Annotated in this window: 21 protein-coding genes; 6 read left to right on the forward strand and 15 right to left on the reverse strand. The window is 53.2% G+C overall.

Annotated features, from left to right (window positions below):
• Positions 1-165 precede the first annotated feature (165 nt).
• The 3 genes from VRC33_RS20360 to soxR form a co-directional block, all read right to left on the reverse strand.
• A complete protein-coding gene (locus VRC33_RS20360; RefSeq protein ID WP_338558875.1) occupies positions 166-1,515 on the reverse strand; it encodes an NCS2 family permease in 1,350 nt (449 codons plus the stop codon).
• Between the two features lie 396 nt (positions 1,516-1,911).
• Positions 1,912-2,574, reverse strand: coding sequence for a glutathione S-transferase (locus tag VRC33_RS20365; RefSeq protein WP_338558877.1), 663 nt, complete (start codon positions 2,572-2,574; stop codon positions 1,912-1,914).
• A gap of 75 nt (positions 2,575-2,649) precedes the next feature.
• The gene (soxR, locus tag VRC33_RS20370) at positions 2,650-3,117 is read right to left on the reverse strand and encodes a redox-sensitive transcriptional activator SoxR (protein WP_338558879.1); all 468 of its coding nucleotides are present in this window, start codon (positions 3,115-3,117) and stop codon (positions 2,650-2,652) included.
• Positions 3,118-3,208: 91 nt separating this feature from the next.
• Here soxR and soxS point away from each other — a divergent pair, with 91 nt between their 5' ends.
• The gene (soxS, locus tag VRC33_RS20375) at positions 3,209-3,598 is read left to right on the forward strand and encodes a superoxide response transcriptional regulator SoxS (RefSeq protein WP_338558880.1); all 390 of its coding nucleotides are present in this window, start codon (positions 3,209-3,211) and stop codon (positions 3,596-3,598) included.
• A gap of 20 nt (positions 3,599-3,618) precedes the next feature.
• Here soxS and VRC33_RS20380 read toward each other — a convergent pair whose 3' ends face one another.
• Positions 3,619-4,911 carry a diguanylate cyclase gene (locus VRC33_RS20380; protein ID WP_338558882.1) on the reverse strand — a complete coding sequence of 431 codons (1,293 nt, stop codon included), beginning with the start codon at positions 4,909-4,911 and terminating at the stop codon, positions 3,619-3,621.
• A gap of 931 nt (positions 4,912-5,842) precedes the next feature.
• Between VRC33_RS20380 and VRC33_RS20385 the strand changes: the two genes are divergently transcribed.
• On the forward strand, positions 5,843-6,124 hold the full coding sequence (locus tag VRC33_RS20385; RefSeq protein ID WP_338558884.1) for a YjcB family protein: 282 nt from the start codon (positions 5,843-5,845) through the stop codon (positions 6,122-6,124).
• 56 nt (positions 6,125-6,180) lie between these two features.
• On the opposite strand, the gene VRC33_RS20390 is transcribed toward VRC33_RS20385, so the two are convergent.
• Entirely contained in the window at positions 6,181-7,134 is a 954-nt protein-coding gene (locus tag VRC33_RS20390; protein WP_338567440.1) for an ATP-grasp fold amidoligase family protein, read from the reverse strand.
• Between the two features lie 8 nt (positions 7,135-7,142).
• Positions 7,143-8,399 carry a polysaccharide biosynthesis C-terminal domain-containing protein gene (locus tag VRC33_RS20395; RefSeq protein ID WP_338558886.1) on the reverse strand — a complete coding sequence of 419 codons (1,257 nt, stop codon included), beginning with the start codon at positions 8,397-8,399 and terminating at the stop codon, positions 7,143-7,145.
• A 467-nt stretch (positions 8,400-8,866) separates the two neighbouring features.
• On the opposite strand from VRC33_RS20395, the gene VRC33_RS20400 reads away from it, so the two are divergent.
• On the forward strand, positions 8,867-9,334 hold the full coding sequence (locus tag VRC33_RS20400; protein WP_338558888.1) for a transposase: 468 nt from the start codon (positions 8,867-8,869) through the stop codon (positions 9,332-9,334).
• 849 nt (positions 9,335-10,183) lie between these two features.
• On the opposite strand, the gene VRC33_RS20405 is transcribed toward VRC33_RS20400, so the two are convergent.
• Positions 10,184-11,152 carry a DMT family transporter gene (locus tag VRC33_RS20405; protein ID WP_338558890.1) on the reverse strand — a complete coding sequence of 323 codons (969 nt, stop codon included), beginning with the start codon at positions 11,150-11,152 and terminating at the stop codon, positions 10,184-10,186.
• A 265-nt stretch (positions 11,153-11,417) separates the two neighbouring features.
• Between VRC33_RS20405 and VRC33_RS20410 the strand changes: the two genes are divergently transcribed.
• On the forward strand, positions 11,418-12,353 hold the full coding sequence (locus tag VRC33_RS20410; protein WP_338558892.1) for a VirK/YbjX family protein: 936 nt from the start codon (positions 11,418-11,420) through the stop codon (positions 12,351-12,353).
• Positions 12,354-12,385: 32 nt separating this feature from the next.
• On the opposite strand, the gene VRC33_RS20415 is transcribed toward VRC33_RS20410, so the two are convergent.
• The 5 genes from VRC33_RS20415 to ssb1 form a co-directional block, all read right to left on the reverse strand.
• Positions 12,386-12,823: a DUF3828 domain-containing protein gene (locus tag VRC33_RS20415; protein ID WP_338558894.1), complete on the reverse strand. Its 438-nt coding sequence runs from the start codon at positions 12,821-12,823 to the stop codon at positions 12,386-12,388.
• A gap of 174 nt (positions 12,824-12,997) precedes the next feature.
• Complete coding sequence (gene fhuB, locus VRC33_RS20420; RefSeq protein WP_338558896.1) at positions 12,998-14,995, reverse strand: Fe(3+)-hydroxamate ABC transporter permease FhuB; 1,998 nt, start codon at positions 14,993-14,995, stop codon at positions 12,998-13,000.
• 65 nt (positions 14,996-15,060) lie between these two features.
• Complete coding sequence (fhuD, locus tag VRC33_RS20425; protein ID WP_338558898.1) at positions 15,061-15,903, reverse strand: Fe(3+)-hydroxamate ABC transporter substrate-binding protein FhuD; 843 nt, start codon at positions 15,901-15,903, stop codon at positions 15,061-15,063.
• Positions 15,904-16,003: 100 nt separating this feature from the next.
• Complete coding sequence (gene fhuE / locus VRC33_RS20430; RefSeq protein WP_338558900.1) at positions 16,004-18,238, reverse strand: ferric-rhodotorulic acid/ferric-coprogen receptor FhuE; 2,235 nt, start codon at positions 18,236-18,238, stop codon at positions 16,004-16,006.
• Between the two features lie 450 nt (positions 18,239-18,688).
• Positions 18,689-19,240, reverse strand: coding sequence for a single-stranded DNA-binding protein SSB1 (gene ssb1, locus VRC33_RS20435; RefSeq protein WP_338558902.1), 552 nt, complete (start codon positions 19,238-19,240; stop codon positions 18,689-18,691).
• Positions 19,241-19,544: 304 nt separating this feature from the next.
• Between ssb1 and uvrA the strand changes: the two genes are divergently transcribed.
• On the forward strand, positions 19,545-22,376 hold the full coding sequence (gene uvrA, locus VRC33_RS20440; protein WP_338558904.1) for an excinuclease ABC subunit UvrA: 2,832 nt from the start codon (positions 19,545-19,547) through the stop codon (positions 22,374-22,376).
• 257 nt (positions 22,377-22,633) lie between these two features.
• On the forward strand, positions 22,634-23,686 hold the full coding sequence (locus VRC33_RS20445; protein WP_338558906.1) for an NAD(P)-dependent alcohol dehydrogenase: 1,053 nt from the start codon (positions 22,634-22,636) through the stop codon (positions 23,684-23,686).
• A 70-nt stretch (positions 23,687-23,756) separates the two neighbouring features.
• Here VRC33_RS20445 and VRC33_RS20450 read toward each other — a convergent pair whose 3' ends face one another.
• The 3 genes from VRC33_RS20450 to VRC33_RS20460 form a co-directional block, all read right to left on the reverse strand.
• Complete coding sequence (locus VRC33_RS20450) at positions 23,757-24,089, reverse strand: MmcQ/YjbR family DNA-binding protein (protein ID WP_338558908.1); 333 nt, start codon at positions 24,087-24,089, stop codon at positions 23,757-23,759.
• 2 nt (positions 24,090-24,091) lie between these two features.
• Positions 24,092-24,508 carry a secondary thiamine-phosphate synthase enzyme YjbQ gene (locus tag VRC33_RS20455; RefSeq protein WP_338558911.1) on the reverse strand — a complete coding sequence of 139 codons (417 nt, stop codon included), beginning with the start codon at positions 24,506-24,508 and terminating at the stop codon, positions 24,092-24,094.
• 185 nt (positions 24,509-24,693) lie between these two features.
• Positions 24,694-25,887, reverse strand: a complete 1,194-nt coding sequence (locus tag VRC33_RS20460) for an amino acid aminotransferase (RefSeq protein WP_338558913.1) — start codon at positions 25,885-25,887, stop codon at positions 24,694-24,696.
• Positions 25,888-25,906 lie beyond the last annotated feature (19 nt).

The following is a 25,906-nucleotide window of genomic DNA, read 5'->3' on the forward strand; positions in this document are numbered from 1 at the left end:
TTGTAAACGGTTTAAAAACAGGAAGTGCGCTATCCGGTCTTAAAATTCCGTAACAGCCAGAAACGATAACAATGTGCAGGTAAAAATGGCAAGAAGACAGAGACAGGGCACGTCTGAATTTGCAGGGAGGAGAGAAACGGGGCCGGCTGGCGGCCCCGGAAGGGATCAGATTGCCCAGCCACCAGCATAGAAGGCGACCAGCGCCACCGCGATAATTACCGTGCCGGCATTCAGCTTACGCCATTCACCCGCAAAAATACGGCCAATCACCAGTGAACCGAAGCCCAGCATGATGCCGGTAACGATGTTACAGGTCAGCACAATAAATACCGCCGACAGCAGGCCGGACATCGCATCCACAAAATCATCGAAATCGATTTTAGAGACGTTGCTCAGCATCAGCAGGCCGACATACATCAGCGCAGGCGCTGTGGCATAGCCCGGCACCAGATAAGCCAGCGGAGAAAGGAACAGGATCATCAGGAACAGCACGCCAACGACAATAGCGGTCAGGCCCGTCTTGCCACCCGCTGCCGTTCCGGCCGCAGATTCGATATAGACCGCCGCAGGCGATGCGCCGACCAGCCCGGAGAAGATGCTGCTGACAGAATCCGTGGTCAGCGCTTTGCCGCCGTTAATGATTTGATTGTCTTTATCCAGCAGGTTGGCCTGCCCTGCTACGGCACGGATGGTGCCGGTGGCATCGAAAACAGCGGTCATCACCAGCGCCAGCACGCTTGGCAGGACGGCAGGTTGCAGCGCGCCCAGAATATCCAGGCTGAATACCAGCGAATTGCCCTGCGGATCCTTCAGGCTTGGCATGGCAAACAGCCCCTGATAGGTCACTGCCGGATCAAAAATCAGACCGAGGATGGAGATAGCAATGATAGTCAGCAGGATGCCGCCCGGAACGCGCAGCTTCTCCAGACCGAAGATCACCGCCAGCCCCAGCATTGACATCATCACCGGGAACGAGGCGAAATCACCCAGCGCTACGGGCAGGCCCGGTGCAGGGTTTTTCACCACCAGCCCAACGCCGTCCGCCGCGATCAGCAACAGGAACAGACCAATGCCTACACCAGTACCGTGCGCCACGCCCATCGGCAGATTACGCAGGATCCAGGAACGGATGCCGGTGGCGGAGATAATGGTGAACAAAACCCCCATCAGGAACACCGCACCCAGCGCCACCGGCACGCTGATATGCTGCCCCAGCACCAGGCTGAAAGCGGTAAAGGCGGTCAGTGAAATGGCACAGCCAATAGCCATAGGCAGATTAGCCCACAGCCCCATAATCAGTGAACCAAAGCCCGCAACCAGGCAGGTTGATACGAACACGGCAGTAGGCGGAAAACCGGCTTTCCCCAGCATGGACGGGACAACGATGACCGAATAGACCATGGCAAGAAAGGTGGTGAGGCCGGCTAAAATTTCCTGACGGACCGAACTGCCGCGCGCAGAAATTTTAAACCAGCTGTCCAGCGAACCGCCGGGCTGGTGAGAAGGAGTCGACATAGTGAAAAATCCCCTGAGATTTCTTATGAGTTATTGATGCGTGACGCATGAAGCAGGACCAGTTCAACGTTTCACCATCCCAGGACGCACTGTTCACAGATCGCAAAAGCCTCAGACTGAAGCGGCGATCGGAAAAAAGGCAAACGTTTACTACGACACGCATGGTGCTGCACTATTTAAAAGGCAAACGATTATCCAGCGTTTAATAGTGCCTTTTCAACTCCTGTTCGCGCCTATATTTGCACAAACTCTGAGCCAGCCCTCCACGAGCGTCCTTTCGCCGCAGGCAGAAGTGACTCTATCTGGCCTGCCTGCATCGTCGTAATAGCAATTTCTTATGCTGTTTTCAGCCCTCTCCGGACCTGAAACGCTGGGGGATTTTCAGGGGAAAATAATTCAGCTAAGCCTGATTTCTCCGCCCTTTTGCAGGGCGCGATGCCAGGCTGCCCGGTTTTGTATTTTATCAAGCCAGGCCTGAATCGCAGGGGAATCAGCCGCTCCGCCCCTTGCGCTCATAGCCTGAAGCGGGAAGCTCATCTGCACATCAGCAATACTGAACTGCGGGCCGGCAAACCAGCCGTGCGTGGTCAGGTGGTGTTCAATGAAATCCCGGTGCGTGGCCAGTTGCTTATCCAGCCAGGCTTTCTGCACGCCCTGACCAAATGCGTTGCCAATGGGCCGCAGCAGCCACGGCACCGGCGGTTTCCCCATCCGGCCAAAGATCAGTTTCATCACCAGCAACGGCATCACTGAGCCTTCGGCATAATGCAGCCAGTAACGAGACTGAAGACGCGCTTCCTCGTCATGAAGTTTCAGCCTGTTTTCTGCGTCATATCGCTCTGCCAGGTACTCAAGGATCGCGCCAGATTCCGCAATCACCCGATTTTCATCTGTGATAACCGGGGATTTGCCCAGTGGATGCACTTTTTTTAGCGCGTCAGGAGCCAGCATGGTGGATTCACGCTGATACAGTTTGATCTGATAGGGGACTTCTAACTCTTCCAGCATCCAGAGCACGCGCTGCGATCGGGAGTTATTCAGGTGATGAACGGTGATCATGCACGAACCTTGTGTTAATGAGTGTCTGTTCAGTATAGCCCGCTGCGTATAACCTGAAGCCGTCCTGCCCCTCCATCACTCACGTTCAGATTCCAGCAGGATGGCGCCGGTTCCGCGCTCGCTTAACAGGTCTCCCGGGTTACGCAGCGGACAATCCTGCATTGATAAACAGCCACAGCCGATACAGCCATCCAGATCGTCCCGCAGCCGGGTCAGGGTTTCGATACGGCGATCCAGCTCCTCGCGCCACTTTTCCGTCAGCACTTTCCACTCTTTCGCTGACATACGATTACCTGCCGGAAGCTGCATCAGATGATCGCCAATGGTGGCCAAAGGAATACCAATGCGCTGGGCAATCTTCACAATCGCCACGCGGCGCAGCACATCACGGTGGTAGCGTCGCTGATTACCGGCATTGCGGAAGCTGCTGATTAAGCCTTTGCTTTCATAGAAATGCAGTGCAGAGACTGCCACACCACATCGCTGGGCCACATCGCCGGGGGTCAGTTCTCGCTTGTTGGGGCAGTTGCGACTTTTTTTCATTTAGCTCTTTACCTCAAGTTAACTTGAGGAATTATACTCAGCAGCCATTGAGAAGGCGAAACGTAATTTTCTTACCAGGGAGAAGAGCAGTATGCATGACGACATCATCCACACCCTTACCGACTGGATTGAAAATAACCTTGATAAAACGCTGTCGATTGATGAGGTCGCTGCGAAGTCAGGCTATTCGAAGTGGCATTTGCAGCGGATGTTCCGCACCGTGACGCGGCAGACGCTGGGAGAATATATTCGGGAGCGGCGACTGACGCTGGCCGCAGAAGCTCTTCGTCAGACGCAGCGCCCGGTGTTTGATATTGCGATGCAGTACGGCTACGACTCGCAGCAGACCTTCTCGCGCGTGTTCCGCCGTCAGTTCTCACAGACACCTACTGCGTACCGCCATACCCTGCGTCGTCAGTCACTGACGCGCCAGGCCGGTTACAGCTTTGACTGCAGCGACTTTGCCGCAGCGGCCAACTGATGAGGGCCGCTGGCCTCTCATCAGGCCCCATGATGAATGTCAGAAACGGCCCGCGGATCCTGTCCCCAGAATGACGGGGAAAAATACCAGCCGCCGCCCAGCTCTTTGATGTGGTACATCGCCGCATCGGCCTGGGCGATCATCGCTTCACCCGAACTGTGATTTTTAGCCAGCGCCACGCCAATACTCAACGACTGTGCCACCATTTTGCCGTTCTCCAGCACGATCGGTTCGCGCATCGCTTCAATCACATTCTCTGCCACTTTTGCCGCCTGCTCACCGTTCTCAATCCCGGACAGCAATACGGCAAACTCATCGCCTCCCAGACGGGCAACCAGATCTTCTTTGCGTAAGCGTTCGCGCAGGCGCTGAGCAGTCTGCATCAGCACGTTATCACCAGCCGCATGACCATAGGTGTCGTTGACCGCCTTAAACCGGTCACCGTCAATAAAGAGCACGGCAACCTGCCCGGCCGTCAGCAGGTTGCCCAGCAGTTTATCCAGCTCCAGCTCGAACGCTTTGCGGTTAGGCAAACCGGTGAGCGCATCATGCAACGCCTGATGAGCCAGCGAATCGTTCTCGCGCTGAAGATGATGCTGCCACTCCGCCAGTTCCTCCATCAGGCTGTTGAAATCACCGCTCAGCTTGTTCAGCTCAGCAATGGGAGAGGAGGGCACGCGCTGCGAAAAAGCCCGGCGTTTGCGGACATCATGCGCCACTGAGGCAATATTTTGCAGCCCGGTGACAATCCCGGCGTGCATCCGGCGCGACAGCCAGCAGGCCAGCAACGCCGCGACCAGCAGGCTACCGCTGAGCCAGGTCAGCGCCTGGCTAAGGTAGTGCAGCACCCGGCTGGCATCCCCCGTCAGCCAGACCTGCCCTATCTCACGGTTGGCATGCATGATCGGCACTTTTAATGTCTCCGGGAACAGCCAGTGGGTAACCAGTTCTCCTGCCCCCTGTTTATTGCGGTTCACGCCCGGCGAGGGCCAGTTGACCAGGATCCTGCTGTTGGCATCGACCACCTTTGCATTGGCAAAGGCCGTTTTGGTGCCGATTTGCCGGATAATTTCACTGGCCGATGCGGCATCTCCATTCAGTAATGCAGGCTGCACACTGTAGCCGATGGTGGTGGCGACCAGCTGCAGGTTATTTTCGGCATAGCTGCGCAGGGCAAACATTGAGAGCACCGACATCGAAATCCCGCTGAACAGCAGCGAAACGATGATGATGACCAGATGAATGCGTTGCAGATACTGTTTCAGCGTCAGCAATGGTTTCGTGCCGGCGCGCCCTGAAGAGTGATCAGGCATGCTTACTCCCTCGCCCTGATGGCGGTGATTTAGCCCTGGACACGCAGATTATCGTAGTCAGCAGCCCCGGCCTGAGCCAGAAGATTGCTGCACGGCCTGATACAGAGTGCAAGAGAGGTTCCTGGGGGGTGTATCGGGCCTTTCGGCCCCAAATAGCCAGTGAAAAACACAAAGGCTCCTTTATTTTTTTTAGCGCTACATGAAGACATTTCGCTCAGGCGAATTTTTAGCGAGCTTTATTCAGGGTGCAAAATCCCCGCCCCTCAAAAATGGAAGGGAATGAGTTATAAGGTTTTTTCTTGCAAAAAATCCTACATTCCATTGGTGCGTTGTACAACTTTTCGCGGGTAAGATTCATCCCAAAGGTGTGATTTGACTTAAGTCACGCCGTAAAAATCCTTAGAAAGGATTAAGTTTTCTTCAAAAATTTCCAATGCTGGCAATATCAACAATCTGTTTTTGCGGAAGTTTCAATAGCGGCAAATCAATATCGTCATTTTCAGCGCCAGGAAATCTTATCTTTAATAATAATAAATACTATCATTTAGCGTCTCATAAATTCGCTAACTTACTTATATCAAAAATAAAACCTTTAAAATTACCAAATTAATTTTCTTCACCTGTATATCAGGCCTGGAAAAATAGCTCAGTGGCACTTTCTTCAAATTATGAACAGCATTATTCCCAATATTCAGGAATAAATTACGTAAACCTCAGTAAGTAAACGGCTATATTTCTGCGCAGCAAAAAACTACCATACCAGGTCTAAATTTTGTTCAAATTTTAAAATCGAGTGATATAATGTGACCGTCATCACATTTCTGTAAGCAGTAATCGTTGTTCAGAGGCCAGCTTACCTGGCAACTAGCCGTCTGAACGGGTGATGATAAAGCCTCTTGTCAGGGCAAAATTTTCAGAATGGGAAACAGCTATGGGTACCTTAACCGCCAGCCTGGTCTTGATGAGATGGGAACTGGTTAGTGCAGTGATGATGTTCTTTGCCAGCACTTTCAACGTGAAGTGCCGTAAAACCAGCCATAAGGGTATGGCCTTCATCTTTACCGGCGTGGGTATCGGCATGTCATGCTGGTTCGTCACCGGGCTGCTGGGTATTACGCTGAGCATGGAAAATCTGCATAACTTCTGGCATATCACTAAAGACGTTTTTATCGATGTGATGAGCCACACCCCTACTGATTATCCCCTGCCCTGAAAACAATCAAGCCGTTTTCTCTGAGAGGAAACGGCTTGTTAATGCTTCGGTTGGCATTACATCTTTTTAAAGGCAACCGGCAGTGGTGTTACATCTCCTGAGTTTTGTTTCAGTTTTGCGGCCTTACGTTCCTGCAGCCACATATCACCCATCATCTTATCCAGCCCCATATCCAGCCCTGTCACCATTCCTGCGCCTGGCGTAAAGGTCAGTTCACCAAAGAAGATCTGACCTTCGCAGATGTACCAGTCCACGCGCACATAGTCGAAGTCGCTGGCCAGTTTCTGACTCAGCGCCAGCGCTTTTTCCAGCGTTTCCCTGTCACTGCTGATATCCAGCCCGGTGTCACGGATCTTGTAGAAGCACTGTTCCAGACTGTTGACGTAGAAGTTCATCGACAGCGGTGCATCACCATTACGGTTGTAGATGATTTGCAGCACATATTCAAAGTTGCCATCTTTCTTGTTGAACATGTGGAATTTGTAATCGACGGCTGCCAGCTTGCCCTCGCCCACATACTCTTCAACCAAAATCCGCGGTTTGATATAGCGATAGTGAATTTCACGGGACTGGTGCGAAAAATCACATTTCAGCCACTCATCACAGCGCTTGATAAGCAGCTGCTTTTGAATACAGTCTGGCTCTTCAAGCAGGATTTCTACCATACCTGAACCGTGGTTCGGTTTAATTACGGTGTTTTTAAGCGAGCTGAGCCCCAGCAGCGTTAGCGGATTATCCGTTTCATGCAGCAGAGGAATTAAATATTCTTCACCGATAGTTTTTGCAATGTAGTCGCGCACAAGTACTTTATCCGAAAGGTTCCCATAACGAACATAGTCGCCGGTGACAAATTTGCGATACAGAATCTTCTCATTAAATAATTTTGGCTGGTGTATGTTAGGCAACCGCTTAAATCTGTGAAAATAATGAACTCTGTCCTGATAGGACCAGGGCATTTTTTTAAGCAGGTATAAGACGCCTTTTCTCAATTCTGACTTGAGTTTTAACATTTTTTACCTCATTTGTAAGTTTTGTAGTTGAGTGAGGAAAGCTGTATTTTAAGAATGACGCCATTCTTAAAGAAATAATTCATTACGGTCAGGGAGAGCAACTCGGTGACAAGTACGCTCCAGGCAGCGCCTGTTAATCCCCAGAAACGGATGAAGAACCAGTTGGTTACCACGCTAATTACTACCAGCAGGACGATCTTAACCAGTAAGTAATTGAAACCACCTTCCTTTACCATGTAGCGATAAGCTACTGTTCCCATTGCCGAAAAGCAGGTTGCTAACGACAATAACGTAACGAGATTTCCCGATTGTGTGTAGTCTTGCCCATAAAGGGTAGTGATGATCTCTTCACCATAAAACGCGATGATAAGAAGCATCAAAAAGGATACTGCTATTACATAGCCATTCAGTCTCGAAGCCAGTTTTACTGCCACATCCGCACGCTCTCTGAAAATCTCAGAAAAACAGGATGTAATGATCGCCACCGGAATAAAAATCCACGAAGCGGAAATGGTATTGGCTGCGGTAAAGAGGCCCAGGTCGTGCGCTGAACCTACTCCTACCAGGAAAAACTGAGCCAGTTTGACCTGAATCGAGATAAACACGCTGGAGATAGCCAGCGGCAATCCGGCATGTAACAGGTATCGCAAATAACTTCTGTGCTTACGCTTAGGCGGTGGAGTGATGCTGTTAGCCTGATAAAACCGGCTTCGCTTAATCAGATACGGCACCAGCGTCACTGTCACGATAGAGAGCGAGAGCAGCAAAGGACTGAGTTTGAACCAGGCAACCGTAAAGCTGATGCCAAAGCTGAGCAGCATTCCTGCGGCATTCGCCACCGTATTCATCCGCGACTCCAGCCGCGCATTGTTGTAAACGCTAAAAATATCCTGAGTCACAAACATTGCTGATAAAAATGAAGCTATGGCGAAAATGAGAAAATTTTCACGCATTTCCAGCCAGACATAAATTAATACCGGCACGGACAGTAACAATAACAAAGCCATTCGCAGCTGTTTGGCAACTGCCATCAGCCGTATTCCTTTTGGCGCACTTTTGCTGATACTTTTAAACAGAATGGTTTCAGTACCGAAAATGGCTACGGTCTGAACAATTGAAAAAAGTGATGCAGAAAATGCTATTTGCCCAAATATGGAAGGGCCAAAGGATTTTGCGACGTAAGACGTGACAAATATCACCCCGAATACGGAAACAACTTTTTCCGACATCATCCAGATGGCGTTTGACATAGCGCTGTGTTTCATTGAAGCATCCTTTGTAAAACAAATAACCTGCTGCAGTTACTCTGTACATCCATGTCGAAAACGGGAAAGTTTAACGCTCAATAACCCTGGCGAAAAAATGGTCCTGAAATTTTATAATGCGGATTATTCCTAACCCGTGCTTATTCAAAAGCTTTTTTTTACACTCGTTTTATCACACAAAGTGAGTCTGAAATTATCTGGACTCAATTTTTGTCTGGAATTCACAAGCCACTTTTGGCGCTAATTATCCTGGCACAAATTTGACTGGTAGCATTCTGGAGTATTCTGAATTACTCACTGACCAGGTGATTGGTATGAGACGAATTTATAACAAAAACCTGCATATCGAAAGCTAACAAAGGGCTTTGGAAATAAAATAGGAGAAATCCCATGATGATATTTCTTCATAATCCCTTAACGTAATCCTTGCCATTCAAATCGCGCACTTAACGTGACCAGCCTAATTTATGGATTATTCAGAGCCATTTATTAATGCAGTCACTCTCATCACATTACAGTTAAGAAAAGGAAGAGCATTTATGAGAAAGTCACGATATACAGAAGAGCAAATCACCAGTGCCATTAAAGCATCTGAATGTGGTGTAAAGGTAAAAGAGATTTGTGATGAACTGGGAATTTCGGAAGCTACGTTCTATAGCTGGAAGAAAAAGTTTGCCGGCCTTTCTTCAGAAGAAGGAAGAAAGATCAAGGAGTTAGAAGAAAAAGTACATAGCATGGAACGAGAATTACTGACGTTGACCTCTGATAAAGAGATGCTGCAAAGCGTACTGAAAAACTTTTTCACTACTAACGACAAGCGCCAGGCTGTTAATTATCTACAGGATACTTTTGACATCGGAACCCGTCGCAGCTGCCGTTTACTGGATATTAGCCGTAGCGTTTATCACTATCCCTACAACGTTGAAAATCAGTAAATGCGATCTACAGCACACTTTAAAATTACCTGCAGGGCCAAATTAAAATATTCCTGATGCTAATTGAAAAGTAAGAAACGTTTTTATGGTGACGTGTATTCCTGATGAGTTAATTGTCATGATTGTCCCATTCTGAGCTGTATATTTATTAAGCACCAGCTAAAAATACATCCATTTCAATTACTTATGAGCGCATTTATCTTTGAAGTCAAAGATAAATGCGCCTTTCCTGACATAACCCCGGCTTACACAAAGCCTGTTCTGCCCTCTCAGCACTTAAAAAATCGTAAACCTTTTCTTTTTTAGAATGGTTTATGTATTTTATCCTTATTGTAAAATTCCAGACCCTATGCTACCCGCTAATTTGCCTTAAGCACGCTACTGACAAAGGTTTACACAGCTTCAGCGCCATTTATGACAGATGAAATCATGTAGAAAAACTTAAGTCACAGTACAATTAAGCTCAAAAAACAACCACAGGATAAATCATCACCTGTGTTTTACTTATGTTTTTAACGCTTTCCTGGCACTTATCTGACGTTTCACTGCCACTGTAATTTGAGTTAAGCGTGGTTTTACTTTAAAAAAACCGTCTCAAAAATAGCGGGTTTATCATTAATGAGCGTTTGTTGACTGTCCAAAAATAGCGCCCTAATTATTAGCGATTATTCTTATAGCGGAACAATAACTTACTGTGTCAGGGAAATGTGCGCGCCAGACCGGGATTTGAGGGGGCGGCATAGTCCTAAAAATACGCTGTACATCACAAGTTTAACTTTTTATCGGATTCAGTTTGCGGCCAGCCCATAGAGAAGCCTTCTGCAAGAAATTGTGTACTTTTCCCGCAATTTAATCATTCTTTACAGCCACTTCGGTGATAACCGCTTCAGGCTTTATCCGGGTTGCCACTATCACGCCAGCGACCAGGCACAGAATGCCCGTCAGCGTCAGTAAAGGCGGCCAGCTTTGACGAAGCAGGAAGTTGTAAGCCAGCCCGGCAAGGATTTCAAAGACGATGAGCGGCCCAACCAGTACCGTTGGCAGACGCTGGCTCGCTTCATTCCAGCATAGTGCGCCAAGCCAGGAGCAGAGCAGGCCTATGGCTATCATCAACGGCACAAAGAGTTCAGGACGCGGCCCGAAAGGCAGGGAGAATGCCGGTTGCGTCAGGTGGAGATGCAGACTGACCAGCAGGTAGCCCACTACCGCCAGAGGCAGCGTGGCGATGCCCTGAGCGGTAGCCCAGGTGGTGGCCTTGCTGTCAGGATGCTTACGTAACCAGCGGGCATTACGCAGCGGATACCATGTCCAGCAGATCACCGCCAGAACCGCGAGCGCGATGCCACTCAGGTAGCGCCACATATCGGTTTGCTCAGCGTTTGCCTGTAGTTCAGCCATGTTAACAAAACCCAACCCCGTCCCGATCAAGACCAGTGCAGGGAAAAGCCTGCGCCAGGCCAGCCGCCCCTCATGCCGCCCGTACAGCAGGTTCGCACTGACAGAAATCACTACCGGCAAGGTGCCTATAATCATGGTGGAGACCGGTGCCCCGGTGCGCTGGATGGCATTCGCCAGGAAGGTGTAATAAAGCAGGTTGCCGACCAGTGCCAGTTTCAGCGCTTCAGTCCAGTCACTGCGGGAGAGCAACCGTAAACGTTTCCTGTCCTGCCAGGCCAGTGGCAAAGCGATCAGGCCAAACGCCAGGTAGCGGGCCACGGACTGTAATGCGCCCGGATAATCAGGAACCAGCACCGGCCCGACAAATATCAGGCCCCACATCAGCCCTGCGGCCAGAGCAAATAACACACCTGCAAACATAGAAAATCGGCCTCTCAGTAAAGCTAAGGCGCAGTGTAGCCCCTGCTCTGGCACACTCTGCCCGGTAAAAAAGGTGAGCAGGCAGCTTACGACGTTTGGGTTACCCAATCCAGGCGGGGGAAAGCTGGCCGGAATTTGACTTTATTCCAGCGTTAATTAAACGCCTGTTCAACCATTTCGGAATAGTCCTGGCACCGCCAGCGGTGTTTATTTGTTGTTGAGCATGGGGGTGTTTGACTGGGGTTTTCTCCCAGGATTACCGATCATGTCTGATACCACGCTTGCCCCTCGTCAGGAAAACAGCCTGACCTTTTTTCTTTCGCTGGTCTCCGGAAAATGTAAGCCGGGTAAGCTGTGGTATGACCGTGAATTTCGCATCAAGTATCTGTTCCGCTCGCTGGCGTGGCCTGTCACTACCTGGAAGCTGCTCACGGCAATCAATGAAGAGCCGGTAATGCGCGAGATCCTGCCGGTACAGCATACGTTGCCTGGCAAGATACACCGCCCCTATCTGTATAACGGGATGCCAATGGCCGAACGCGCTAATGCCATTATCAGCCACTATCACTATGTAAAGCAGCTTCCTTCCCTGCGCCTTCGTCAGGCAATGCTGACCCAACAGGGGCTGGAATTGATCCATCTGAACGGAAAAAACGGCGAAGCATTTACCATCACCCTGGCCTGTACGGGCCGTTGTGAGCGGGAAGGGGAAGTGAACCTGCTGTTTCGCCGCGATGGCGTGCAGCTGGCAATGCTGACGTTCGCCGTCACCCTCGTGAATGGCGAACAAGTGGTGATGATTGGCGGGATTCAGGGCGCGCACCGCGACACCCCTCACGAAATGATCCGCGAAGCGACCAAGGCCTGCTACGGGTTGTTCCCCAAACGGCTACTGATGGAAACCCTTACCCTGATTTGTGCCGCAACCGGCATTAAGAAGATTGAGGCGGTCAGCGACAGCGGCCATATTTTCCGTAGCCTGCGTTATCGTCTGAAGAAGCGTCGGCTGTTCCATGCCAGCTATAACGAATTCTGGGTATCGCTGAACGCCCAGCCAGTAAGCCGCAAACTTTATGCGTTACCGCTCGTCTTCCCACGTAAACCTCTGGAAGAGATCGCCAGTAAAAAACGCTCGGAATACCGTAAGCGTTACGATTTGCTGGATGCGATGCAGCAACAGTTTACTCACGCCATTGCCTGAGAAGATCAGCGCGTAGCCCTGCAGAACCGGGGCTACCTGTACTCTTTTTCCACGTCATCGATTTTCCAGCCCGCCGCATCCCTGTGCAACGTGACCAGAAGATGTTGCAGATCGGCAGGATCGTTCCCCAGCATGACATCGCCTGAGGCGGTTGAACCGTTGAGGGTAAAACTCCCTACCCAGACGTGATCAACCCAGGAGTCACTGTAGTCCTGATCCTGCAGAAAGAAGTCATCATCCATGCCTTCAGGACCTTTGATCAGCAGGGTGATCTTATTCAGCAGTTGCGGCGTGACGTAGTGCTTCAGCTCGGGGTCCTGCTCGTCAGCGGGGCTTTCATCTTTGCTTAATGCCGTCAGATACCAGCTATAGAAGTTTTTGCTAACCGTTTCAGGGTCCACATTGTGTTGTGCTGCGATCCCATTCCCTGCCAGCAGCAGCATAGCTGGTACCAGTAACCCTTTTCTCATCTGTTTTATCTCTGCCGGTCAGCCCAAAATACCCTGGCTAATTTACTCTTTCATACCCCGGCCCGGAGAGTTTTCTGCGTTCTTTTTAGTAACTGTTTATAGCGGGTTTGCCTTCAGCCAGCGGGCCATGATGCCGGGCAGTAAAACTCACCCTGCCCGTTGCGTCTGTGCACGTCACTTTTTGCCGCCAGGATAGCGGCCCTGCTGGCGCAGCAGATAGATGAAATAAGGCGCGCCAATAAACGTTGTCAGCAGGCCGGCGGGAATTTGGTTCGGGAACATCATCATGCGCCCACACCAGTCTGCCAGCAGCATCAACAATGCGCCAAGGATCGCCGCCATGACGAGTTGCGGCATGGCCCGGCGAAAGCCCAGCATCCGTGCCATATGCGGTGACATCAGCCCGATAAAACTCAGTGGCCCGACCGTCAATGTGGCACCGGCTGTCAGTACAGCGGCCAGCAGCAAAATAATCAGGCGCGCACGTCCCAGCGGTATACCCAAAGCCCGGGCCGTATCTCCCCCCAACGGCAGCACGTTAAGCCAGCGACGGCACAAAGGGATCAGCGTCATCATTACCAGCGCAAGAACCGCACTGGCCAGGGCCTGAGGAGGCTCCACGCTGTAAGTCGAGCCGGATATCCAGCTGAGCAGATTGCCAAGACGGGGATCGCCACTCGCCAGCAAAAGAGAAATCACGGCTGAAAACAGTGTTCCCAGCGCGATCCCCGCCAGCAGTAAGCGCTGGGTTGAGAAATGTTTCCTGCCCGCAACGACAAGAATAGCGGCAAGCGTGACTGCGGCTCCTGCACTACCCGCAAACAGCAGCGTCCCGAAGCCGGTAGCGGGCAGCAGAAACATCGTTAATACCACGCCAGACGCCGCGCCAGCACTGATACCCAGTACCTCCGGGCTTCCCATTACGTTGGCGGTGAGTTTCTGAATCAGGGTGCCTGCTGCTGCCAGCATGATCCCGGCACTCATCGCAGCCAGCGTTCGCGGCCAGCGCCAGGGCCAGACACGCCACAGCTCTCCGCCAGCCCAGCTGATACCCTGACTGTTACGCCCTACCATCAGCACCACCACCAGCACAACCAGTACCAGTACGATGCCTGCGCCTGCCCAGAGTTCCGGATATTTTCGCTCTGCCCGCAGTCCGCCCTCCTGGCCGGATACCGCAGGCTGTGAAGCATGACGCAGTCGTGGCAACAACCACAGCAACACTGGCGCACCGATCAACGCCGTTGCCGCACCGGTGGGCACCTCCTGCCAGACCCGCGCCAACAGCACCATAAACTGATCGGAGAGACAGAGGAGTAACGCCCCCAGTACCGGTGCCAGCAACAGACGCGGCAACAGGCGGCGGGCACCCAGTAATTTCGCCAGCAGCGGTGCGAACAGGCCAATGAATCCCACCACGCCAACGGCATTGACCATCAGGGCACTCAATACCACCGCCAGCCCAAGCGCCATCAACCGGGCGGTAGCCAGACCGAGGCCGAGCTGGTGCGCAACATCATCATCAACCCCAAGCAACGTCAGCGGCCTGACCAGCATCAGCGCCAGCAACAGACAGGGGATCAGACGCGGAAGCAGATATTGCACCTGTAGCCAGTCCTGCTGGTTAAGCGCCCCGCTGCTCCATAAAAAGAGACTCTGTAATTCCTGATAATGAAATATCGCCAGCAGGCTGTTAAAGGCGCTGCAATAGAGGCTGAGCACCAGTCCCGCCAGGATCAGCGTGACCGGAGAGAGCCGTTTTCCCCATGCCGTCCCGAACACGGCGACAGCAATAACCAGCGCCCCCAACAAAGCAGCGCCCTGCTGCCCCGCCATCCAGCCGGGCAGGAGGCCCAGGCTGGCGAGCGTGACTCCCATCTGCGCGCCGCTGGCTACCCCCAGCGTGGAAGGTTCCGCCAGGGGATTCCGCAGCACCTGCTGGAACAGGACCCCCGCCAGCGCCAGACCGGCGCCCACCAGCAAAGAAATAGCCAGACGCGGTAATGCACTGTAATAAAACAGCACCTGCCGGATATCCGTGGCGTTGGGATGAAGGAGCGCTTCTGCCCAAAAACGGTAAGGCAGCACCTGCCGGGCATTGGTAATGCTGAGCACCACAGCGGCCAGCGCCGCCAGGATCAGCAGAATCAGGGGAAAAGACGGGCGTTTCATGGCGACGTTTTGATCAGGGTTAAGTATGGCGTCTTGTGGCCGCCGGGAGGAAGGTTGCACCGGGTTCACCACTGCTTCTCCAGTTGCTGAAGCATCCGACAAAACCGCAGCGCTGAAAGGGTGGCGCCAAACAGCCAGACGGCGGGAACGGTGCGAAGCGCATTCTGACGAACAAAAGGAATAGCCTGCCAGACCGGCGTGGCGGCGATACGCGCACGGGCGGCTTCATCACCGTGATCGAGACAGATGGCCCGCGTCGCTGGCAGCGTAGCCAGCCGTTCAATGCCTACCGTCGCCGTGCCCCAGAAACTGTTCTCTCCCTGCCAGGCATTTTCAATCGCCAGCTTTTGCATCACGCCGCCGAACAGGCTTTTATTGCCGAGAATGACCGCATGGCGTTCATCTATCATTGAGAAAACCAGCAAAGGTTGCCGTCGATAAGAGGCGAGCTGTGCGTGAGCTTCCACCAGTTGCCGGTCAAACCAGGCCAGGTGCGTATGGGCGGCCTCCAGCCTGCCCAGCTTCTCCGCCAGCGCCACTATGCCGGCACGGACAGTCTGTAGGGGCTGCCCCTGCTCATCGGAAAAGTTAAACACCATCGAAGGGGCTATAGCATGCAGTTGCGCCTCACGCGGGCCAAACCCTTGGGTATAAAGAATCAAATCAGGTTGCAGTTCAGCAATATATTCCAGATTGGGTTCAGAGCGTTTGCCCACATCAACAACGCCGTGAGGAATCGGGGGGTCCTTCACCCACAGCTGATAATCATGCGTATCCGCCGCCGCCAGCGGCGTCACGCCCAGCGCGAACAGCATCTCCAGCGGCAGCCATTCCAGCGCAATAATGCGCCGGACCCCGTTGTCAGAAGCAGCCTGAACGGTCTGACCGGCGAATAGCGGAGCCAGCATCAGAGCGGTGAGGAGACGACGCCGCTGCGGGTCAATATTCCGCCTCTGCGCACGCTTCTCCCTTTTTACCCTGCCGGGATTTTTCCCGGCGTTGAATTCATCAGAAGGCATAGGAGAGATTTACAGAGTAATTACGTTCGTCGCCATAGACGGCATAATCGCTCAGCCAGGAGTAATAAGTACGATCAAACACATTGTTGACGTTGGCCTGTACCGCGAGCTGTTTAGTGAGCTGGTAACGGGCAAACAGATCCACCAGCGGATAGCTGCCCTGATACACTTTTACCGATTCCCCGTCTGGCGCGGTGGCCGTCTGGTAAGTGCGGTTCTGCCAGTTTGCGCCGCCGCCAATGGTGAGGTCTGGCAACATCGGTAACTGGTAGCGGCTGAACAGCTTCAGCTGCGTCTGCGGCATATTGCTGCTTATCCGGGCACCGCTTCCGTCTGTGGCAACATAGCGCGTTGCGCCAAACGTCAGTTGCAGGTTATCGGTTACCGCACCGTTCAGTTCAAACTCAGCCCCTTTGCTGACCGTTCCTTTTGCGGCGTAATAAGCCTGCTCGCTGCCGACGGTATTATCGCCATCGTACTGGGCAACATTATCCTGTTCGATACGGAAAACGGCGAAGGTGGCAGTGAGACGCCCATTCATCCAGTCGGATTTCAGCCCGGTTTCGTAGTTTTTTCCGGTAACCGGCGAGAGATAGGCCCCGCTTCGATCGCGGTCGGTCTGCGGCTGGAAGATGGAGGTGTAGCTGGCATAGGCCGACCAGTTATCGTTGAGGTCGTAAATCAGGCCAGCATAAGGCGTGAGGTTATTCTTGTGCACATTGCCGCTGGTGCCAACCGTGCTCCACTGGGTGTAACGGGTACCGATAATCAGCGACAGCGGGTCAGCCAGAGAGAAGCGTCCGGCCAGATAACCCGACTTCTGCCGGACGGTATCGTCCAGATTCTGATACCACCCCTGCCATTCCGGTTCGGCAACGTTGCCGCTCCAGCTGTTACTGAAACTGCCCATCTGTTCCGTATCGATCGGGCCGTCATTACTTTCCGTGGAGTTACGCTGACGGCTGTAGCTCATGCCGGCGACCAGTTCGTGCTGGCGGCCAAACAGCGAGAACGGACCCGTGGCGTAAGCGTCAACGGATTCCAGCTTGCGCGTCCCGCGATCCTGACTGCCAAATCCGCTCGTGCCCTCACCCGTAACGGCATCCGGGAAACCTTCGATATAGAGCAACTTATCGTTGAACGTCTGTTCGCCGTGGGTGCCATTCAGCCGGACACTCCAGCCGTTATCAAAATCGTGCCTGAGGTTGGCAAACACCTTGCGGGAATTGATGTTGTAGTGCGTCCAGTCCGTTGAAGTGCTGGTGTTGCGATTGTAATGGGTACGGACGCCGTTGCTGTACCAGGTTGGCAGACCGCCCCAGGTAGGATTGCCGGTGTTGGATTCCTGATAGTCATAGCCCAGCGACAGCGTGGTGTTTTCAGTAACATCCGCATCCACCACGCCATAGAGGAATTTTTTGGTTTTATGGTAACGGTCAAGCTGGCTGTCCTGATCCTGATAACCTGCAACAACCCGCCCACGCACGGTACCGGCCTCATTCAGCGGGCCGGAGACGTCCGCCACATAGCGCTGTTTGTTCCAGCTACCGTAACTGGCGCTGAGATTGCCGGTAAAATCACGGCTGTCGGCGTGCTTACGCACCATGTTCACCGAGGCTGAAGGGCTACCGGCCCCCGTCATCAGCCCGGTTGCGCCACGAACCACTTCGATACGGTCGTAAATAGCCGTGTCCTCAGCCGCATCGCCAAAATTCCAGGTATCGGTGACTGAAGAGGGAATGTCATCGTAGGTGTAGCTGCTGATTTCAAAACCACGGGAGAAGTAAGAGGCGCGTTCACTGTCGATGATTTCTGCCGAAACGCCGGTGGTGTTCGTCAGCACATCCCCCACCGACTGAAGATTTTGATCCTTCATCCGCTGGCTGGTGATAACGCTGAGCGACTGGGGAACATCGCGCGGGGTCAACAGCATTTTGGTGCCTGCCGTAGTGGTTTTCACGCTGTAGTCGTGTTGCTCACTGGCGGAGTCATCCACCGTGGCCCCCACCACCATGTCCTGCTGCTCGCCGGGCAAGGCAGATGAAACCGCAACGGCGTTCGCGTCGGATGTCGCTGCCGTTAACGTTGTATTCGCCTTGTCAGCCTGCGCCAGAGCGGGCTGCATCAGCACCAGCATGGCCAGTGCCGACAATGAAAAATTTACGCTGTTTTTACTGTTCGACGCGCGCAAAGCCGCCTCGTTTCCCCTGCCAATAAAAGACATATCAGATCCCATCGAAAATTTACCGGAAGCAACAGCGTTTTATTTTTTTCTTCGCTGTCCACCACACGCCTGGCTGCCGTTGTCCTGCAACTCGCGCATCTTGTTGAGAATGTGAATACTAATCATTTACGTTCAGTCAGTCGCGCAGGAGTTCACAGCTAATAAGTAACAAAATATTAATTAATATATATCAATTGTTTATAATGAAAACGGTTATGAATGATACCGGTGGGAAAGTGAAGATAAGGGCGCGACAGAGTGCAGCCAGGTAAATCTGTTGAAACCAGCGCTGATGATGGATGCGGGAAGCAATGAAAGCGGCAGGCAAGATATGCAGTAATCGTCTGTGATGAAGTGCAGCGTAACAGCAGCACCCGGGTTGTCCTTAGCCAAAAAAAACCCCGCATCAGCGGGGCCTTACAGGGATACTCAACGCAATTTTGAATCGAATCAGAAAGGAATATCGTCGTCGAAATCCATTGGCGGTTCATTGTTAGCCGGAGCGTTGTTCTGCTGTGGCTGCTGTGGACGCGATTGCTGACCACCGCTGAACTGGTTGCCGCCCTGTGCGCCGCCCTGAGGCTGCTGAGGCTGGCCCCAGCCGTTGTTGCTGCCCTGGCCGCCACCGGCTGATGCGCCGCCGCCAGCGCCCTGACGGCCGCCCAACATCTGCATGGTGCCGCCAACGTTAACAACCACTTCAGTGGTGTATTTTTCAACGCCGGCCTGGTCAGTCCATTTACGGGTTTGCAGTGCGCCTTCAATATAGACCTGAGAACCCTTTTTCAGGTATTCGCCCGCGACTTCCGCCAGTTTGCCAAACAGCACTACACGGTGCCATTCAGTTTTCTCTTTGGTTTCGCCGGTCTGCTTGTCACGCCAGCTTTCAGACGTGGCCAGGGTAATGTTGGCAACAGCGCCGCCATTTGGCATATAGCGAACTTCCGGGTCTTGACCCAGGTTGCCCACCAGGATCACTTTGTTTACGCCTCTGCTGGCCATGATTCGTCTCTCCGATAATTGTTCTGCTTTAAGTCTAAGCCGGAAATTCTAACATGCCACTCCCTTAGATCCTACTTTCAGATCGGGATCGCAAAGGGTTTCTCAGGCTTGCCCCGTTGCAGGTTGCGGCCTGAGAAGGATCGAAGAATTTTATCGCCCGACACCAGGCGGGATCGGGATCCTCTCCTGCCTTGCTGGCAAAGCACTGTATATCCATTCAGGTTTTTTTGTGCCATAATTACAGGCTTCATTCTGGTCATGCCGGACAGGCATGGTGAGGTCTGTGTTAATCCGGGAAGTGTGAATGGATAAGATCGAAGTACGGGGTGCACGCACCCATAATTTGAAAAATATCAACCTGATCATCCCTCGCGACAAACTGATCGTTGTCACAGGCCTGTCAGGCTCCGGTAAGTCTTCGCTGGCGTTTGATACGCTGTATGCTGAGGGCCAGCGCCGCTATGTTGAATCTCTCTCTGCCTATGCGCGCCAGTTTCTCTCCCTGATGGAGAAGCCGGATGTCGATCATATTGAGGGGCTGTCGCCAGCCATTTCGATCGAGCAGAAGTCGACGTCGCACAATCCACGTTCAACCGTGGGAACCATCACTGAAATTCACGACTACCTGCGCCTGCTTTTCGCCCGCGTGGGAGAGCCTCGCTGCCCGGATCACGACGTTCCGCTGGCCGCACAAACGGTGAGCCAGATGGTAGATAACGTTCTGGCGCAGCCCGAAGGCCGCCGGCTGATGCTGCTGGCACCGATTGTGAAAGAGCGCAAAGGCGAGCACACCAAAACGCTGGAAAACCTGGCTTCACAGGGATACATCCGCGCCCGTATCGACGGGGAAGTGTGCGATCTGTCGGATCCGCCCAAGCTGGAACTGCAAAAGAAACACACCATCGAAGTGGTGGTGGATCGTTTCAAAGTCCGTGAGGATCTGCAGCAAAGACTGGCCGAATCGTTTGAAACCGCACTGGAGCTCTCCGGCGGTACGGCTGTGGTAGCGGATATGGATGACGAAGCAGCAGAAGAACTGGTGTTCTCTGCCAACTTCGCCTGTCCGGTTTGTGGCTACAGCATGAGCGAGCTGGAACCGCGCCTGTTCTCGTTCAATAATCCGGCCGGTGCCTGCCCAACCTGTGACGGCCTGGGCGTGCAGCAATATTTCGATCCCGATCGTGTGTTGCAAAACCCTGAACTTTCGCTGGCTGGCGGCGCAATTCGCGGCTGGGATCGACGCAATTTCTATTACTTCCAGATGCTGCGTTCGCTGGCCTCGCACCTGAATTTTGATATCGAAGCGCCTTTTGACTCGCTGGACGAAAAAGCCCGTCAGATCATCCTGTTCGGCTCCGGCAAAGAGAATATCGAATTCAAATACATCAACGATCGCGGTGATACGTCGGTTCGTCGCCACCCGTTTGAGGGCGTGCTGCACAACATGGAGCGCCGCTATAAAGAGACCGAATCTTCCGCCGTGCGTGAAGATCTGGCGAAATTTATCAGCAACCGCTCCTGCACCAGCTGTCATGGCACGCGCCTTAAGCGTGAAGCCCGTCATGTGTTTGTGGAAAACACCACGCTGCCCACTATCTCAGATATGAGCATTGGCCACGCGCTGGAGTTCTTCCAGAACATGAAGCTGAGCGGACAGCGCGCGCAGATTGCTGAAAAAGTGCTGAAAGAGATTGGCGACCGCCTGAAGTTCCTGGTGAACGTTGGCCTGAACTATCTCTCAATGTCCCGCTCTGCGGATACGCTCTCCGGCGGTGAGGCCCAGCGTATCCGTCTGGCCAGCCAGATCGGTGCCGGCTTAGTGGGCGTGATGTATGTGCTTGATGAACCTTCAATTGGTCTGCATCAGCGTGACAACGAACGCCTGCTGGAAACGCTGATTCATCTGCGTAACCTGGGCAATACGGTAATAGTGGTTGAGCACGATGAAGATGCGATCCGCGCCGCCGATCATGTGATTGATATCGGCCCAGGTGCTGGCGTCCACGGCGGCCAGGTGGTGGCCGAAGGTACCGTTGATGACATCATGGCAGTGGAAGAGTCGCTGACGGGCCAGTACCTTAGCGGCAAGCGTGGCATCGCTATTCCAAAGGAACGGGTTAAAGCCGACCCCACTAAAGTGCTGAAGCTTACCGGGGCGAAAGGCAATAACCTGAAAGATGTGACGCTGAACCTGCCTGTGGGCCTGTTCAGTTGCATCACCGGGGTATCAGGATCGGGTAAATCCACGCTGATCAACGATACGCTGTTCCCGATTGCCCAGCGCCAGCTTAACGGCGCCACTATCGCGGAAGCGGCACCCTATCGTGAAATCACCGGGATGGAGAATTTCGATAAGGTTATCGATATCGACCAGAGCCCGATTGGCCGTACGCCTCGTTCAAACCCGGCAACCTATACCGGCATCTTTACGCCGGTTCGTGAACTGTTTTCCGGCGTGCCGGAATCCCGTACCCGTGGTTATACGCCAGGCCGCTTCAGCTTTAACGTGCGCGGCGGGCGATGTGAAGCCTGCCAGGGCGACGGTGTGATCAAGGTGGAGATGCACTTCCTGCCGGACATCTACGTGCCTTGCGATCAGTGTAAGGGCAAGCGCTATAACCGTGAAACGCTGGAGATTAAGTACAAAGGCAAGAGCATTCACGAAGTGCTGGAAATGACGATTGAAGAGGCTCGCGAGTTCTTCGATGCCGTACCGGCGCTGGCCCGTAAGCTGCAAACGCTGATGGACGTGGGGCTTTCCTACATCCGTCTGGGGCAATCTGCGACCACGCTCTCCGGCGGAGAAGCACAGCGCGTTAAGCTGGCGCGTGAGCTTTCCAAACGTGGCACCGGTCAGACGCTCTATATTCTGGATGAGCCGACCACCGGTCTGCACTTTGCGGATATTCAGCAGTTGCTGGAAGTGCTGCACAAGCTGCGCGACCAGGGCAATACCATCGTGGTGATTGAGCACAACCTTGATGTGATCAAAACCGCTGACTGGATTGTGGATCTGGGGCCGGAAGGCGGCAGTGGCGGCGGCGAAATCCTGGTGTCAGGCACGCCAGAAACGGTGGCGCTTTGTGAAGAGTCCCATACTGCGCGCTTCCTTAAGCCGCTGTTGAATCTGGCGTAAAGGCCAGCCCTGAGTTTCCGACGGTAATCCCGCCGGAAACTCTTCTCTTTTCAATAATTCAGCATCCATTCTCCCTGTTTTTTGTCGTTTCAGCGTCATTCCTGCAGGATCAGGCAAGATATTAGCAGGTTCCGGCATACCCTCTTCGCGCTACGCTAACTATCCTTAGTGTTCTCTGATGCAAGTCAGACAGAGCTTTTCACGCCAGAAATTTCCCAAAGCGTTACGTTCAACCCCTTTCACTGACTGGAGACACCATGAATATTACGCATGCTTATGCAGCACAGGACGCAAAATCAAAGCTGGCCCCGTTTGAGTTTCAGCCACGCGAATTGCGTGACCACGATGTGCAGATTGAAGTGATGTACTGTGGCGTCTGCCACTCCGACCTGCATCAGGCCCGTAACGAGTGGAAAAACACCCTTTTTCCTGTCGTCCCTGGTCATGAGATTGTTGGCCGCGTTACCGCCGTCGGTGGCCATACCCACAAATACAAAGTTGGCGATTTAGTCGGCGTAGGTTGTATGGTGGATTCCTGTCGTGAGTGCGACAGCTGTAAAGAAGATCTTGAGCAATACTGCGAGAATGGCTTTACCGGCACTTATAACGGCGAAGACCGGGTCAGCGGTGATATCACCTTCGGCGGCTACTCCACTCAGGTGGTGGTGAACGAAGACTTCGTGCTGCGCGTGCCTGAAAACCTGGATCCGGCGGGTGCCGCTCCACTGCTTTGCGCAGGCATCACCACTTATTCCCCTCTGCACCACTGGGGCGTGGGCCCGGGCAAAAAAGTCGGTATCGTAGGCCTTGGCGGCCTGGGCCACATGGGCGTTAAAATCGCGCATGCGATGGGCGCGCACGTCGTTCTGTTCACCACTTCCCCGTCAAAAATTGAAGACGGTAAGCGCCTGGGCGCAGATGAAGTGGTGATCTCTAAGGATGCTGAACAGATGGCGGCCCATGCAAACAGCTTCGACTTTATTCTGAATACCGTCGCCGCTCAGCATGACCTGAATCCGTTCATCACCCTGCTGCGTCGCGATGGCAACATGACGCTGGTCGGCGCACCAGAACATGACCATCCGTCACCGCAGGTCTTTAACCTGATCTTTAAACGTCGCAGCATTGCGGGCTCCCTGATTGGCGGCATCAAAGAGACGCAGGAGATGCTGGATTTCTGTGGCAAGCACGGGATTACCTCAGATATTGAGATGATCAAGATGGAAGAGATCAACGAAGCTTACGAACGTATGCTGAAAAGCGATGTGAAATACCGCTTTGTGATCGATATCGATACGCTGCGCGGTTAAGTCAGAACGGGGCGAAGGAATTCGCCCCTTCAGCGACTGGCCGGGCCAGACCCAGCCAGACCCGCTTCGGCTAATGCGCGCCGCGCGTATCCAGCGCTTTCTGCAATGACGCATCCACCAGATAGTAAATCTGCGAATCTTTCAGCGATCCATCCAGCAAAACGGTACTCCAGTGAGACTTATTCAGATGCTCACTGGGATGCACATCCTCATGCTTTTCCCGTAATAAATCCGCCAGCGCTGGGGTGGCTTTTAACGCCACGGCCGGACGGCCATCCACTTCATGCACCAGGGCAAACAGCACGTCATCCACTTTGATTTGTGTCGCTTTCCAGTCGCTGTGAACGCTTTGCTCCGCGCCAGGCTTATCCATGCAATAAGATAAAAGGTCCGATACGTTCATTATTATTCCCCTTGTAGCGTGACAACAATGCGTCGTGCACCACCGTGAATGCGGTGTTCTCCCAGCCAGATGCCCTGCCATGTTCCGAGCACCAGACGCCCACGGCTGACCGGTATAGCCAGTGAAACGCCCAGAGAGGAGGATTTGATGTGCGCGGGCATATCGTCCGCCCCTTCGTAATCATGCTCATAAGGCGCGTTCTCTGGCACGGCACGCAGGAAGTGTTGTTCCATGTCGCTTCTGACTGTGGGGTCGCAGTTTTCATTCAGGGTAAGTGAAGCCGAGGTGTGTTGCAGCAGCAGATGAAGCATGCCAACCTGCACGTCGCTTAAGCGCCGCAGTTCTTCGGTAATTTCGTCGGTAATCAGATGGAAACCCCGGGATTTAGGGCTAAGCGTAATAGTCTGCTGGTACCACATCGTAGTGCTCCTTAACCAAATACATCCTGTTAAGTGTGCAGCAAGAGTCAGAAAGGTAAACCCGCGTTAACTGTTTTTTTTAATCTTCCTGGAAATAATGGGTGGTCTGTCTGCGCTCAATAGCAGTGCGGCCCCCTTAGGAGCCGCACTTTAAGGCGTATTACATCAACGTACAGGAAGATGTATTACATCACTGCAGCAAAGGCTTCAGCCACCTGGTGAACGTTTCTGCTGTTCAGCCCGGCTACGCACATACGACCGCTGGCAATCAGGTAGATGCCAAACTCGTTACGCAGGCGATCAACCTGCTCTGAGCTCAGGCCGGTGTAGCTGAACATGCCACGCTGCTTCAGCAGGTAGTCAAAGTTTTTGCCGGGCATCGCCTGGGTCAGCACATCCACCAGCGCCTGACGCATGGCCAGGATACGCAGGCGCATCGCTTCCACTTCAGCCAGCCAGTCAGCTTTAAGCTCTGCATCGTTCAGCACGCAGGAGACCACCTGAGCGCCAAAGTTTGGCGGGCTGGAGTAGTTACGACGCACGGTCGCTTTAAGCTGGCCGAGTACGCGGGAAGCTTCTTCCGCATCATCACAGACCACTGACAGGCCGCCTACGCGCTCACCGTAGAGCGAGAAGATTTTAGAGAACGAGTTGCTGACCAGCGCTGGCAAACCCGCTGCCGCGATGGCGCGGATAGCATAGGCATCTTCTTCCATGCCGGCACCAAAGCCCTGATAGGCGATGTCCAGGAATGGGATAAGGTTGCGGCCTTTCAGCACTTCCGTCACCGTGTCCCACTGCGCATTGGTCAGATCGGCACCTGTCGGGTTGTGGCAGCAAGGGTGAAGCAGCACGATAGTCTGCGCCGGCAGGGTTTTCAGTTTGGCGATCAGCTCGTCAAACTTCACGCCGTTGCTCTCTTCGTCATACCACGGATAGGTTTTTACCTGGAAACCGGCACCGGAGAAGATCGCTACATGGTTATCCCAGGTGGGATCGCTGACGTAAACTTCTGAACCCGGGAAATAAGTTTTCAGGAAATCCGCACCCACTTTCAGCGCGCCGGAGCCGCCTACGGTCTGGATGGTGGCAATCCGTCCTGCTTTCAGCATCGGATGGTCCTGGCCAAAAAGCAGCGGAGCAATCGCGCTTCGGTAAGGCGGCAGTCCATCCATCGGCAGGTAGAGTGACGCGTTGTGGGCCTGAGCATTCAGACGGGCTTCCGCTTCGGCAACCGCCTTCAGCTGTGGGATTGTCCCCTGCTCGTCATAATATAACCCGATGCTCAAATTCACCTTTTGCGGTCGCGTGTCCTGCTTGAATGTCTCCATCAGGGAGAGGATTGGATCGCCGGCGTAGGCATCAACGTTTTGAAACACGGTGCAGATCTCCATAATT

The organism is Erwinia sp. E_sp_B01_1, from assembly GCF_036865545.1.
GTDB lineage: Bacteria > Pseudomonadota > Gammaproteobacteria > Enterobacterales > Enterobacteriaceae > Erwinia.